Annotated in this window: 12 protein-coding genes and 1 pseudogene; 5 read left to right on the forward strand and 8 right to left on the reverse strand. The window is 66.8% G+C overall.

The features are described 5' to 3' along the window. Positions 1-7: 7 nt before the first annotated feature. The 7 genes from JHL17_RS24940 to JHL17_RS24970 form a co-directional block, all read right to left on the reverse strand. A complete protein-coding gene (locus JHL17_RS24940) occupies positions 8-709 on the reverse strand; it encodes a lysozyme inhibitor LprI family protein (RefSeq protein WP_200197338.1) in 702 nt (233 codons plus the stop codon). A gap of 49 nt (positions 710-758) precedes the next feature. Continuing rightward, positions 759-1577, reverse strand: coding sequence for a PASTA domain-containing protein (locus JHL17_RS24945; protein ID WP_200197340.1), 819 nt, complete (start codon positions 1575-1577; stop codon positions 759-761). 56 nt (positions 1578-1633) lie between these two features. Continuing rightward, positions 1634-2158: a hypothetical protein gene (locus JHL17_RS24950; protein WP_200197342.1), complete on the reverse strand. Its 525-nt coding sequence runs from the start codon at positions 2156-2158 to the stop codon at positions 1634-1636. Positions 2159-2175: 17 nt separating this feature from the next. After that, complete coding sequence (locus tag JHL17_RS24955; RefSeq protein ID WP_200197344.1) at positions 2176-3081, reverse strand: lysozyme inhibitor LprI family protein; 906 nt, start codon at positions 3079-3081, stop codon at positions 2176-2178. Positions 3082-3121: 40 nt separating this feature from the next. Further along, complete coding sequence (locus tag JHL17_RS24960; protein WP_247893810.1) at positions 3122-4114, reverse strand: lysozyme inhibitor LprI family protein; 993 nt, start codon at positions 4112-4114, stop codon at positions 3122-3124. 480 nt (positions 4115-4594) lie between these two features. Further along, positions 4595-6244 carry an MFS transporter gene (locus tag JHL17_RS24965; RefSeq protein WP_200197348.1) on the reverse strand — a complete coding sequence of 550 codons (1650 nt, stop codon included), beginning with the start codon at positions 6242-6244 and terminating at the stop codon, positions 4595-4597. Between the two features lie 76 nt (positions 6245-6320). Next, on the reverse strand, positions 6321-7199 hold the full coding sequence (locus tag JHL17_RS24970) for a LysR substrate-binding domain-containing protein (protein ID WP_200197350.1): 879 nt from the start codon (positions 7197-7199) through the stop codon (positions 6321-6323). Positions 7200-7324: 125 nt separating this feature from the next. Between JHL17_RS24970 and JHL17_RS24975 the strand changes: the two genes are divergently transcribed. The 4 genes and pseudogenes from JHL17_RS24975 (at position 7325) to JHL17_RS24995 (ending at position 12099) form a co-directional block, all read left to right on the forward strand. Further along, complete coding sequence (locus JHL17_RS24975; RefSeq protein ID WP_200197352.1) at positions 7325-8527, forward strand: CaiB/BaiF CoA transferase family protein; 1203 nt, start codon at positions 7325-7327, stop codon at positions 8525-8527. Beyond that, positions 8524-9342 carry an enoyl-CoA hydratase-related protein gene (locus JHL17_RS24980; RefSeq protein WP_345773874.1) on the forward strand — a complete coding sequence of 273 codons (819 nt, stop codon included), beginning with the start codon at positions 8524-8526 and terminating at the stop codon, positions 9340-9342. Before JHL17_RS24975 ends, JHL17_RS24980 begins: the two co-directional genes overlap by 4 nt. Positions 9343-9398: 56 nt before the next feature. Further along, positions 9399-10776 (forward strand): annotated as a pseudogene (locus tag JHL17_RS24990) (NAD-dependent succinate-semialdehyde dehydrogenase). Between the two features lie 426 nt (positions 10777-11202). After that, entirely contained in the window at positions 11203-12099 is an 897-nt protein-coding gene (locus tag JHL17_RS24995; RefSeq protein ID WP_200197357.1) for a LysR family transcriptional regulator, read from the forward strand. Positions 12100-12128: 29 nt separating this feature from the next. Here the strand turns inward: JHL17_RS24995 and JHL17_RS25000 are convergent, their stop codons facing one another. Continuing rightward, positions 12129-13454, reverse strand: coding sequence for an NAD(P)/FAD-dependent oxidoreductase (locus JHL17_RS25000; protein WP_200197359.1), 1326 nt, complete (start codon positions 13452-13454; stop codon positions 12129-12131). Between the two features lie 245 nt (positions 13455-13699). Here JHL17_RS25000 and JHL17_RS25005 point away from each other — a divergent pair, with 245 nt between their 5' ends. Next, a complete protein-coding gene (locus JHL17_RS25005; protein ID WP_200197361.1) occupies positions 13700-14176 on the forward strand; it encodes an Lrp/AsnC family transcriptional regulator in 477 nt (158 codons plus the stop codon). Positions 14177-14204 lie beyond the last annotated feature (28 nt).

The raw sequence follows: 14204 nt of genomic DNA on the forward strand, positions 1-14204 counted from the left end.
CGGACTTCTATTTGGACGGTGCGGTGGGAAAGTAGGTCCCCTCCACCGATCCGTTCATGCCGCAGTAGTCGGGCATCCAGTCGGTCTTGCCCGTCGGCGGCACCGCCTTCACCGTGACGGCCTGGCCCTCGCGCTTCAGCCGCAGGGCGGAGCCGTCCTCGACCTGGACCTCCAGGACGCCATCGACCACCCGGCCGGTGCCGGCGAGGCTGCAGACCCACCGGGCCGTCACCGGCTCGTTGGTATCCATGCCGATGTCGATATGGCCATTGGCGCCGGGCCTGATGGCCAGCAGCCCGGTGACGTTGGCCCAATGCCCGACAAGGCCGTCGCCGGCCGGCAGGCGCAGGCCGCGCAGGAACTTCGCCCGGTCCTTGAGCAGGTCCAACAGGAGTTTCGCCGGCTTGGCATCGCCGAAGCCGGGACCGAAGACGTGCTCGCGCGATGCCAGGAACCGGGTCTGGTCCCGCACGAGCAAGCGGGCGGTCGCCGGATCGAACGCGCGCAGGCGCTCCTGATAGATCCGGGCGATGTCGGTATCGGCCTTGGCGAGCGCGTCACTGGCGCAGATGGTCTTCTCCACCTGCGTGGCGGCCTTCGCGCAGTCGAAGGAGGGCTGTGCCGCCGCCGCCGCCATCGCTGTCGAGGGAAGGGCGAAAGCGAGGGCAAGCGCCAGGGCGGTGCCGCCGAAAGTGACAGGGAACCTCATCTGCTTGCCTTCCGTGTCGGGGGTCGGAATCATACGCTGGCGAAGGCCGTCATCGGCAGTGCACGCTATCCCGGATGACCTCGGGCATGTCCGCTTCGCCGATGGTCGTGACCGCCAGGGTGCCCGCGGGACCCTTGTAATCGAAGCTGCAATAGCCGAGGCCGGTCCCGGAACAACCGCTCACCTCGATGACCCCCTGCCGGACCAGGGCCTGTTCGCGCGGATCCGTGCTCGGCGGTTGCCGGACGGGAGTCCAGCCCTTGGCGATGAGGGCGGCGCGCGCCTTGTCGATCGGCATGCCCTTGACGTTCGGCACCGTCCCGCGCCCGCCGCATACGGATTCTTCCTTGGGAAGAGGACCCAGCAGCAGGGTCCCGTCTGCTTGCACGCTCAGAATGCCGATCTCGGACTCGTCGATGTCGCCATCCGCGATACGCACGCTGCCATTCTCGCCGGCGCTGATCGTGCCGAGCGCATCATTCCCGGCCTTGCCGTAGACGAGGGCGATGAGGCGGCCGCCGTCGAAGACGCCGACATTGCCGTCATGAACGACGCAGGTGCCGCTGGTCCCGTTCTCCATGTCGGACGCGAAGCTGACCGCCCGGTAACGGCCGAGCGGAACGTCGCCGATCACCTGCCAGCCCCGGGCGGCAACCGCGCGCGCCGCCTCGGATGGCGGCTGCGGGGGAGCGCCGAAACAGCTGTCGCCCTGATTGGCGCGAGCGGGGGCCGCAGGCAGTTCGCTGAGCGCCACGAAGCGCAGGTCCTTGATCCTGGAGACGACATGGGGCACCGGCTCGGCCGCCGCCGATCCGATCGAGGCCGGGCAGAGTGCCAAGGCGATCGCCGCGAGGGAGGAAGGTCGCATGAGTCTCAACGGAATGTCTCCTTGATGCGGAGGCGGATGGCGAAGGCCGGAGACGATCAGAAACCATTGGCGTATTGATCGAGGTCGCCTTCGTCGACCCAGCCGGCGGCACAGTCGCCGGCATAGCGGCCTTCGCCGACGCGATGGCAGGACCTGCCCGTCTTGGCCGTGTGCCATGTGACCGGATGGTCCGCGTTTCGGCACAAGTCCTTGCCCTTGCAGGCCGGCACGCTCGCGGTCGGAACGGCGATGACATAGTGGCGCTGGACGTCCCCCCGTCGCGCGATCGCGGCGATGCAGACGAACTGGCTGTCCTTGAGACGGGCGACCGCAAGTCCCTTGCCGTCGATGCGGTCGTTGAGGTCCACGCCGTCGGAGCCCTGCGGGGCGGAGATCGCGCCGAAAGAGGAACTGTCGCCACAATCGCCGACCTGCACCGAGAATCCGTCCATCTGGCAGGAGGATTTGCCGTTGCAGGGGAGCGGCGGCACCTTGGATGGGCTCGATTCGGCGGCATGGGCGCCCACGAGGCCGGAGGCCATGACGAAGAGGCCGGCGAACCAGGGAAGGAGGGGTTTCATGAACGGCTCCGGATCGATCACTTCGGGTCGGGTGCGCCCGTGAGGCGCAGCGACTTCGAGGCCATGGCGACGGCCGCTTTCCAGCGCGACTGTTCGCTCGCCGGATAGCGGATGCGCAAACTGATGAACGCCCCGCCGCGCCCGCCCTGGAGCAGGGTCTTCTGATACAAAAGGCCCTCTGCCGTCGTGCAGGAAAACACGATCCAGTCGGGCTTGCGCACGAGGTATTCGGGCGGCTGGCGCAGGCAGGCTTTCTGATCGGAGTCCACGAAGGACTTGAGCCCCTCTTCGGCGGCATCGTTCAGTCCCGAAACCGTCAGATGCAGGCTGCCATCGGCCGAATGGAAGGCTTGCCCGTCGCCGTTGTCCGGGGGCGGCTCCGCCACGAGATCGCCGGGAACGTCCACGGAGAAGCCGAAGCGGACATTCACATAATGCCGGGAGCCAGGAGGCTGGGAGGAGGCCGACCGTTGCGAGGGCGGCGCGTCCGACAGCGCCTGACTCCAGCTCCGGCGCAGCTCGGCGATGCGCGCGGTATAGACCCGCTTCAGACAGGCCGTGTCCTGGCAGGCGTCGCGAACCTGCTCCCGCCAGCGCGCATGATCCGCGCCGAAGGGATCGGAGATCCGGCCGGTCTCACCGTCCACGCCGCTGGTCTCGCCCTCGATCCGGTCGAAGAGCGCCTTCAACGTGCCATCGAGCTTCGACAGTTCGGGATCGGCGCAGATCATCTGCTCGACCCGGGTCTGCTTGCCGGCGCAACTGCCGGCCGCCTGGGCGGTGCCCGCTTGCGCGAGGGTGCCGAGCCCGAGCCCGAGGGCCAGGGCCGGAAGCAGGACCCGCCGACGGCGGTGGCGAGGGACGTGATCGCCCGTTCCAGTGTCGGGCGGCATGGCTGCGGTCACGGGGGCGTCGTCCTTCATCCGAGGGGGCACCCCGCGGGCGCTCCCCTGTTGTTTTGTGTTACGGCGCCGGCGTGGGCTTCCGGGTGCCGGCCTTGCCGCCGGCGATCTGATCGGCTGGCGGATAGGTCGGTTGGGTCAGGCAGTCGTTGATCCAGGCATCTTCGGAGTCACGCTGAAATTCGGCATCGACCTGGGGCTGCGGCTTGGCCGGCGGGGCCTCGGGCGTGGTGGCGTCGGGAGCGGGCTTTTGCCAATGGCCCCGCTGACCGGCGGAGACCTCCGGGTCAGGGCAGGCGGCGCCGGCATCGCCGGACCCGATCGAACAGCTGGCGACGGTCGTGAGCTTGCCGTCAACCACCTGCCCGACCATACGCGTCTCGGAGACGCCGCCGCTCGCCCAATCCCGGGTCAGCGCGCAGACCCGGTCCCGGTTTTGATAGCTCTGGGTGCCGAAGCAGCCGTAGGTGTAACCGTCGCCGCCGGGGAGGAAGTCGCAGGAGGTCGAGAAACCGGCGAACGGGCCGCTGGTGAAGCGGCTGGCGAAGCGGCGCTGGTCACGGGCGACCGCGATCAGATTGGGCTCGCCGGCATCGGCCTTGGCGCGGCGCGTGAGCTCCCGCGTGCGGGCCTGGATGGCGTCGAGCAGGATCTTGCGTTGCGTTTCCGCATCCGGCGCATCGTCGGTTTCGCTCGAAGGACCGAGCCGGTCGTCGCGGCGGGCGAGCCACCGCTTCTCGCTGGCGACGAGCATGGCGCGGATCTCGGCATCGGGGGCGGCCTTCAGGATCGCGGAATAGGCGGAACCCAGCGCGGCATCCGCCTTTTGCAACGCCTTGTCCCCGCAGATCACATGGTCGATGGCGGTCGTAGCCTTGCGGCAGTCGATCGCCTGTGCCGGAGAGCTGAACAGGAGCCCCAGGGCGGGCAAGACGAGAAGGACGGCCGAGGGGGACCGGCTCTTGCGGGACCCGCCAGCGCGGGAGTTGGAAACCTCGGCTCTCGGACGGGACGGGCGCCAGGGGGAGGCATGAAGCGTGGTTGCGTCCATCATCGTCTTCACTGTCAGCGCCCCGAGGCTTGGAATTCAGCCACAGTATCGATCTCGCCGGCAAAATTACGCTGAATGGGATCCAGCCGTCCGGCGCGAGCGGTAACTATATCCAGCCGATCTCGCCGCGCAACCCCTGGAAGAGTTTAAGGCGAACGCGAAATCTCAACGATTTCCTGGAACTAAGGCGTTACATCGAAATAGACACTTCGACTGGCATTCCGATGCGACCGGGGATTCACGTCCGGGGTCTGCGCCGGTCGCTTCAGTTCGATGATCGAGGAAGCCGCGCTGCGCCGCCAATACTCCCTGCTGCGTCAGGGCCCGGACGAACAGGGCCGCCGTCCGGTCGTCGCCGGCCGGGCGACGGCCGGTCCGGTCGGCGGCGTCTTCGTGCCGCAGGCCGACGCATGCGTCCTGAGCGCAGCCGGCTCCGGATCGCCGGCATCGACCTGTCGCTCCGATCAATACCGGCCGTGGACTTCATCCCATCGATTGGGTCTGAGCCTCGATCGGAGGCGCCGCCTTGGTCGAGTTTCTCCCCTTCTCCGCCTTTATCGCCCAGCTGTAGGTGACCACCGCACAGGGGATCAGGGATGCGATCGAGTAGCCGACGCCGGCAAGCGGATTGCCCGTCCAGTTGACGAGCGTCAGCGAGATCAGCGGCAGAAACCCGCCGAACATGACATTGCCGAGCTGCTGGGCCAATCCAAACCCTGTCGTGCGGCTCTGCGGCGGGAAGCATTCCGAGATAAAGGCGGGGAGGGGGGCCATGATCATCGCCGTCAGCGCGGCCAGCGCCGTGATGAGAAGGGTGACGAGGGTCCAGGAGCCCGTCTCCGCGCCTGCTGCGATGCCGGAAAAGGCCGGATAGGCGATGATCATCCAGGAGACGATGCCGATCAGCATGGTCCTGGCGCGGCCGAACCGGTCCGAAAGCCCGCCGAAGACCGGGAACAGCGGCGCGGTCACCAGCACCGCGACCGCAACGCACATGTTGGCCTGCATGCTGTCGACCTTCAGGACGCCTTGCAGGAAATACAGCATGTAGACCACCGAGGTGTACAAAGCGACCGAGGTCCCGCCCTGCGCACCGAAGATCGCCAGCAGGATTCCCTTCCAGGCCGTCCGGCTCGTCAGGGAGTCCGCGAGGGGCGTTGCGGAGAGCGTTCCGGATCGCTTGAGTTCCAGGAAAACCGGCGTCTCGGTCATTTTCAACCGGATGAAGGTCGCCACGATGACGATCGGTGCCGACAGAAGAAACGGTATCCGCCAGCCCCACAGGTCGAACATCTCGGCGCTGAGGCCGCTCTTGAGGACGGCGACGATGACGAGCGCGATCAGCAGCCCGACCCCGGCGGTCCCTTGCAGCACGCTGGTGTAGAGTCCAGCCCGCCGGGCCGGGGCGTGCTCCATGACGTATACCGCCGCCGACCCATATTCCCCGCCCAGTGCGATGCCCTGCACGATGCGCAGAGCCAGCAGCGCGGCGGGGGCGGCGACGCCGGCGGTGGCATAGCTCGGCAGGCATCCCATCAGGAAGGTCGCCGCACCCATCAGCGTCAGGGTCACGACGAAGGTCTTCTTCCGTCCGATCCGATCCGCCATCGGACTGAAGACGAGCGTGCCGATCGGTCGCGCAAGGAACGCCGCGCCGAAGCCCGCGGCGCCGACGAGAGCGCCCACCGCCGGATCCTCCGTTGGGAAGAAGAGCCTGGTGAAGGTTGCGGTAAGGGCGACATAGACGAAGAAATCATAATACTCCAGCATGGTCCCAAGGCTGGATGAGAAAACGATCGACAGCATGTTCGGTGGCTGCGATTGAACCATTTCGGTTCCTCCCCTGCGCATGCGGTGTTTCCGAATGCGGATTGTTCGTGACGATAGCCGCCCATGGTGCCGGGGCGGGCCGAAGGGCTCCGCCGCCGCGAGCGGCATGGCTTTCGTTCCGATCCCCGGGGGGTGTTCGGAGCTGTATTTTTCTGGGCGATCAAAGTCCGGCCTGGATATCCGCGCCCCGGTGTCCGGGCGCGCTCCGGATCGGCGGGGGTTTGTCCGCGGCGCCGAGGCGGCTTTGTCTTTGCAGACGGTAATGAAAGTCGGGCAGACGGACCAGCAAGTAAAATCGCGCAACTGTTGACCTGGAGGAAACGATCGCCGGCTCCGTGGCGATGACGGCCGCGGGCGCGATCGCCGGGCTGCCGATCCGTCAGGCGGCGTCGACCGAGGTCAACCAGCGCTGGAGTTGATCGAGGACGGTGCGTTTCTGGCTCCGGACGTCGGACACCAGATAGTAGGTGACGTTCCGGCGATCGAGCGCGAACGCCATCGGTGCCATCAGGTCGCCAGCCGCCAATTCGTCTTCGACGAGCACGAGTTGGGCCAGCGCCACCCCATGTCCTTCGAGCGCCGCCTGATAGGCCAGGGCCGAACTTTCCAGCTCCCTCCGGCGCTTGAGTCCGGCCATGTCGATGCCGGCGGCGTCGCACCAGAGCGCCCAATCGTCCGGACGGGCACGGACGAAGAGCAGCGTTTGCCGGGCCAGCCAGGAGGCGTCCTTCGTCTCCGATCCCTTCAGCAAAGCCGGGCTGCAAACCGGGCGCAGTATGTTCGGCACCAGCGGGACGGCGCGATGCTCGGGCCATTGCCCGTCGCCGAGCCGGATGGCCGCATCGAAATCGCCCAAGTCGCTCCATTGGGATTCCGTCGTCAGGCGGACATCGATTTCCGGATGGGCGAGCTGGAAATGCGACAGGCGGGGCAACAGCCAGCGCGTCGCGAAGGTGGTGTAGGAGCGCAGCTTCAGCACCGCCCGGCCGGACGACGCGTGAAGAAGCGCGCTGGCCTTGCGCAGCCCGTCGAAGTGGCTGGTGACCCGCTCGTAATAGGCGGCGCCGACCGAGGTCATGGTCAAACCACGGCCCTGGCGGGCGAACAGCGCGACGCCGAAATGCTCCTCCAACAGACGGATCTGCCGGCTGATGGCGCTCGGCGTCACCAGCAGCTCATCCGCGGCCGCCCGGACGCTGCCGGTGCGCGCGACGATCTCGAACGCCAGGAGCGCGTTCAGCGGCGGCAGGTCTCTCATGATCGACCGTGCAGGTTTCCTCAACAGTTGCGCAAGATTACTCGATTGTGGCGAAAGCGCAATCGGCGGCACATGGACTCCATCACGGGGCGACACCGCCCATGTCCATGGAGTCATTGATTCTTATGCTCGCACAGTCTCTTACCGGACTTACCGTTCTCGATTTCGGCCAGTTGATCGCCGGACCGGTCTGCGGGATGTGGCTCGCGGACATGGGCGCGACCGTCATCAAGATCGAGCCTCCCGGCGGCGAACTCGCGCGGCGGCTCGGCCCGCCCTGGCAGAACGGCGAAAGCCTGACCGCTCTGACGGCGAACCGCAACAAGCTGGGCCTCGGCATCGACCTCAAGCGGCCGGAGGCGGCCGGGGTGATCCGCCGACTGGTGGAGCGCACCGACGTGGTTCTGGAGAATTTCCGCCCCGGCGTCACCGCCCGCCTCGGCATCGACCACGCGGCCCTGTCCGCGGTCAAGCCGGACCTCATCACCTGTTCGCTCTCCGCCTATGGGCAGACCGGGCCGTGGACCGGCCGCCCCGGTGTCGACGGGATCATCCAGGCGGTCACCGGGCTGATGGCGGGGATCCCGGCCCCGGATGGCGGGCCCGGAAAGGTACCGCTGCCGCTTGCCGACATGACGGGCGCGCTGTTCGCGACGGTGGCGGTCCTGGCAGCCCTGCGGCGGCGCGATGCCACGGGCGAGGGCGGACATCTCGACGTCAGCCTGTACAATTCCATGCTGATGCTCCAGCAGTTGAACCTTGCCGCCTATCTGACTTCAGGCACGGTGCCGGAGCCGACGGGCAGCGCCGCTCCCTACGCCGCCGTGAACGAGGCGCTGCCGACCCGCGACGGCTGGATCATGGTCGCCGCCTACCAGGATCGCCGGTGGCAAGCGCTCTGCGACCTCATCGGGCGCCGCGATCTCGTCGCGGATCCCCGCTTCGCGACGAATGCCGGGCGTGTCGCCGAACGGCCGGCGCTGCTTGCCGTGCTTCAGCCGATCTTTCGCCGGCGGACATCCGCCGAGTGGTTGCCGCTGTTGCGGGAGGCCGACATCGTCGCAGCCCCGGTCGCCGATTACGCCGAGGTCGTCGGCACCGAGCAGTATACGGCCAGTGGCATCGAGATCGAACTGGATCACCCGCGGACAGGCCGCTTCCGCATGCCGGGCTTCGCGCTGGGCACCCCCGGCGCGGCGCGGCCGACCGCACCACCCCCCCTCACGGGTCAGGATTCGCGCGTGGTCCTGCGACGCTTCGGCTTCACCGAAGCGGACGTGGACGCGCTCGTGTCGGATTCCGTGGTCTTCACTGGAGCAACATCGTGATACGCCCATTTCTACGGATCGAAAGGGAAGGCGGCCTCGTCCTCCTGACCATGGACGAGCCTGCAACCCGCAATGCTCTTTCACGGCCGGAGCAGTGTGACGACTTCATCGCGGCCATCGAGGCCATCAATGCGGATGCCGGCGTCCACGTGGCGATCCTGACCGGCGCCGGGCCGACCTTCTGCGCGGGCGGCAACGTCAAGGATATGCAGTCGCATCAAGGATTGATGGCCGGCGGGCCGATCGACATCGCGGAACGCTATCGGCGCACGCTGCAACGCCTCGCGCTCGCCCTTTACGGGCTGGAGGTTCCGGTCATCGCGGCGGTGAACGGTCCGGCGATGGGGGCGGGCCTCGATCTCGCCTGCATGTGCGATCTGCGCATCGCGTCGCCGGCCGCGACCTTCGCGGAGACCTTCGTCAGGTTGGGGCTGGTATCGGGGATCGGCGGCGCGTGGTTCCTGCCCAGGGCAATCGGGCATGCCCGCGCGGCGGAACTGGCCTTCACCGGCCGGATCATCGACGCCGGCGCGGCGCTCGACTGCGGGCTGGTGTCGGAGATCGTTCCGGCCGACGGGCTGATGGATCGCGCCCACGCTTTGGCGGAGGAGATCGCGCGGAACTCCGCGCCGGCCTTGCGCTACACCAAGCGGCTTCTTCGCATGTCGGACCGCAGCGATCTGGCGGGATGCCTCGACGCGACGGCGGCACTTCAGACGCTGGCGCATCTGTCGCCGGAGCATGCGCTCTCGGTCGATCGCTACCTGGAAGAACAGGTGGTCCGCCGGGCGGCGCGTCGGCAATTGCCGGCCTGAACGTGGTTCATCGGCGCTCTCCGGGCGCAGCATTTTGGAATGTGGGAAGAACAGGCATGATCAAGGTCTACAATCCCGCCGACGGTTCGCTGGTCGGCGAGGCGCCGGAGATGGGCATCGACGAGGTGCGGGCCGCCATCGACCGGACCTGCGAGGCGTTCAAGCCGTGGTCCCGCAGGCTGGCGAAAGAGCGCGGCGACATCCTGCGCCGCTGGTTCGACCTCGTCCGGGCGGACAGGCAGGCGTTCGCCGAAACCATCGTCCGGGAAAACGGCAAATGCCTGATCGAAGCGATGGGGGAGATCGACTATGGTCTCGGGTTCATCGAATGGTATGCAGAGGAAGCCAAGCGCGTCTACGGCGACACCATCCCGACGCACGCGAACGACGCCGCCGTGATGGTGGCCAAGGAGCCGATCGGTCCGACCGCGGCAATCACGCCCTGGAACTTCCCCTTCATGATGATCACGCAAGGTCGCGACGGCGCTCGCTGCCGGATGCACGATGATCATCAAGCCATCGGAACTGACGCCTCTCACCGCCTATAAGCTGCTCGAATACGCACGGTCGGCCGGCATTCCCGAAGGCGTGTTCGAGATGGTGACCGGCGATCCCGCGGCTATCGGCGAGGCCTTCACCGGCAATCCGCGGATCCGCAAGATCTCGTTCACCGGCTCGACGGGCGTCGGCCGGCTCCTTGCCAGGAACAGCGCGGAAACGCTCAAGACGATGACGATGGAATTGGGCGGCAACGCTCCCTTCATCATCTTCGACGACGCCGACATCGAGGAGGCGGTGAAGGGGCTGGTGGCCGCCAAGCTGCGCAACTCCGGGCAGGTCTGCATTTCGCCGAACCGCATCTATGTGCAGGACGGGGTTCACGACCGCATCGTCGAACGGCTGGCGGACAGGGTGGCATCGATCCGTGTCGACCAGGGGCTGCAGAGCGATTTCGTCGTCGGCCCACTGATCAACCAGCCGGCTGTCGACAAGGTGGGCGCTTTGGTGGCCGACGCCGTCGAGCGGGGAGCGGTTGTCCGCAGCGGTGGCAAGCCGCACGCACGGGGCGGCCTGTTCTACGAGCCGACCATCCTCACCGGGGTCGATGACACGTTCCGGATGGCCCGAACGGAAATTTTCGGGCCGGTCTTTCCCATTTACCGCTTCCATGGCGAAGGCGAGGTGATCCGGCGGGCCAACGATACCGAGTATGGGCTGGTGGCCTACGCCTACACCCGCGATGCCGGCCGGTTTCTCCGCCTCTCGCGGGAGTTGGAAGCGGGCATGGTCATCCTGAATTCCGGATCTGTTGGAACCGCGTCGGTGCCGTTCGGCGGGGTCAAGCAATCGGGCTATGGGCGCGAGGGCAGCCATTATGGGATCGAAGAGTATGTGCAGGTGAAATACGTGTTGATGAGCGGCATGGCGAAATAGGCCGTTTGGCGGCGGCTGACGGAGGCTTTCCGGCAAAGCGGGGGCGGTGTCAAGTTGACGTGCGACAGCAGGGTTTTGCTGATTTGAAAACCTGCTTTCCAGCCTTCGCGTCATCCAGGCATTGCCCTTGCCGGCCGCTGAACCGCCACGCGTCGTCGTCGCGTCCTCGACCTGGGTGGTGTCCCCTGACGTGGCGTAGGCGGGCCGGTTATCCACAGCCGCTCCTACACCACCTGCCGGGACACGGCCCAAAGTCTTGGATTGCTGGGCTTCATCGGGGAAGTCGGCGCGGCTTCGTAACCGGATATTGCCGTCCTGCCGTTGCTGCTCGACCCTCGGGCCCGCCGATCGGTATAATGGCGCGGCCAAAGTCAGAGTCCGGCGGTGCCGGTTCCGCCTTCCTTCCGTCAGCGCCCAGGATCGTGAATGCAAGCCCGCCAATTGGAAGTCTTCTGCATGCTGATGCGCTGTGGAACGGTCACCGGGGCGGCGGCGATGCTGAACATTTCACAGCCGGCCTTGAGCCAAATCCTGCTGCACGCCGAAGATCAGCTCGGATTCAAGCTGTTCGATCGGGTGCGTGGTCGTTTGGTGCCGACTCAGGAAGCCAGCGAGCTTTATCCGGAGGCTGAGCGGATCTTCTCGGAACTCGGGGCGTTGCGCCGGCGCACGGTCGACATGCGTCATGGCCGCACCGGCCTTGTCCGTCTCGCCGCCTCCGCCCCGCCATCCATGTCCATCGTTCCCAAGGCTCTGACGGCATTTCGCCAGGCACATCCGGACATCATCGTGCGGTCCCTGGTCGCCCCGATCGCGAACATCCTGGACATGCTGCGCAGCGGCGATGTTCTGCTGGGGGTGGCGATGAACGACATGCCCCGTCATGACCTCGACGTCGAAACGGTGGGGCATGCCGGACTGGTCTGCCTCCTGCCCGAGGGGCATCGGCTGGCCGACCATGCCGAGGTCGGATTCGCCGAACTGGCGGAGGAGACGCTGATTTCCTATCGCGTGGACACGCTTCCCGGCCGGCTCCTGGCCGGGGCGGTCGAGGCCGAGGGGGGAGTCTACGCCCCGGCGGTGGAGATCGACCTGTCGATCACCGCCCTCCCGTTCGTCCGCGAAGGGATCGGGGTGGCGGTCGTTGACGGGCTTTTGCCATGGAGCCAGTTTTCCGGCATCGTCCAGCGTCCCTTCCGTCCCGAAATCCGGGTGCCCATCGCCATCCTGACCAGCAAGGAGCGCCCGCTGTCCGGCAGCCACGCCCTGATGCGCGACTGTCTGCGCCGCGCCGCCCACGCCCTGGAGCCGAGCGGCTTCTGACGGCGGCTTTTGACGGTCGAGCATCCCAGTCAGAAATCGGCGACCTTGCCGGCGGAGAAGCCGGCGAAGCGGTCGGGGTGATAGGGCTCGGGATCGACGATGGGCGCCTGATCGGTGATGAGGTCGGCGATCAGATGGCCGGCGCCCGGTCCGATGCCGAAGCCGTGACCGCTGAAGCCTGCGGCCAGGATCAGGCCGGGCAGGCTGCCGGGCTCGCCGATCGCGGGAACACCGTCGGGCGTGCTGTCGATATAGCCGGCCCAGGCGGCGGTGATCGGTGTTTCCTTCAGGCCGGGCAGCAGGGCCATGGCCCGTTCGTGGGTCAGGCGGATGGTGCTACGATCCGGGGTAGGGTCCAGAACCCGCACGCGCTCCATCGGGGTCGGTCGGTCAAGCCGCCAGCGCCGCAGCGTCTCATGGCCGGAGCGCATCCCTTCCAACCCGCCGGGCATCAGGCTGCGCCAGCGCCGGCTGAGCATCGGCATGAATTGCGGCGCGAAGCGGATCTGCTGCATGGTTGGATCGACACGCCCGCGCCCGCTGATCGCCAGCGTGTGGCCGCCGTCGCCGCGCCGGGTGATCGACACCGCGGCGGTGTGCAGGGCGTCGGGAAGACCGGTGGGGCTGGGGCCGACGGATAGGATCGACGAGCGGATGGAGGCGAGCGGGAAACGCAGGCCGATCTGGTGGCAGAAGGAGGAGGCCCAGGCCCCGCCCGCCAGGACAACCAGCTTGGTGCGGATGGTGCCCTTTTCGGTGACGACGCCGCTGACCCGTCCGCCGCTGGTTTCCAGACCGCGCGCGGCACAGCCCTGATGTACCGTGCCGCCCCGTTTCATGATCGCCCGTGCCACGGCGGGGGCCGCACGGGCGGGATCGGCGATGCCGTCCGACGGCGAGAAGACGCCGCCCCTCCAGGGCCGGCCGGTCGCTTGACCGCGCTCGGCCGCTTGCGCGCTGGTCAGCATGTGGGTGGTGACGCCGACCGTCCGGGCGAAATCGCGCCAGCGCGCCCAGCCCACCAATTCCTGGTCGTCGTTGCTGAGATAGAGCAGCCCGCAGCGGCTGAAGCCGGTGTCCTCGCCGCTTTCGGCCGCGAAGCGCTCCCACAAATCCAGGCTCTTGGTCGCCATCGGCAACTCCCGCGCATCGCGGTTCTGCTGGCGGCACCAGCCCCAGTTGCGGCTGGACTGCTCCGCCCCGACCTGTCCCTTTTCCACCAGGGCCACCGACAAGCCGCGGCCGGCCAGGAAATAGGCCGCCCAGACGCCGACGATGCCGCCGCCGATCACGACGACGTCCGCGCGGTCGGGAAGGTGCTGGGAGGAGGCGATGCTTTGCAGAGGGGCGGGCATTGGGCGGGACTCCGAGTTCGGCGTTGAGCCATCTAGCCATGGCACGCGCATTGACGGGCGCTGCTTTGGGCAATTCAACGGCATTATCTTCTGTCTGGTCATGACCGCCCGATGCATTGTTCTGCCGCAGGAAAGCCACTCCATCATCGACAGGCGGGCTGCGCGTGTTAAGCTGCCGTGGCGGAATCGGCAGAATTTTCTACTGCCCTTTTCCGCTCTCCGTCCTCGAACCGGATAGGTTCCCCATGAAGCTGGACCGCATCGACATCAAGATTCTGCATCAGCTCCAGAAGAACGGCCGGATCACCAACGTGGAGTTGGCCGAACTGGTGAATCTGTCGCCCAGCCCGTGCCTGATGCGGGTGAAGAAGCTTCAGGTGGAAGGCTACATCGAAGGGTACACGGCCCAGATCAACGTCAGCAAACTCGGCCAGACCCTGACAGTCTTCACCGAAGTGACGCTGAAGAATCACCGGCAGGTCGATTTCGCTCGCTTTCTTGCCGCCGTCAAGAAGATCGAGCAGATGCTGGAATGCCATCTGGTGTCAGGCGGCTACGACTACATGCTGAAATTCGTCACGTCCGGCATCGGCGAGTATCAGGAGATCATGGAGAAGCTGACCGACATGGATATCGGCATCGACAAGTATTTCAGCTATGTCGTGCTGAAATCGCCGATCGTGCGCGCCCACATGCCGCTGACCACGCTTTTCCCGATGTGAGATCCGACCGGCGGATTTTTTCCTCGCG

It is taken from the genome of Azospirillum endophyticum (genome assembly GCF_016595245.1).
Classification (GTDB): Bacteria; Pseudomonadota; Alphaproteobacteria; order Azospirillales; family Azospirillaceae; genus Azospirillum; species Azospirillum endophyticum.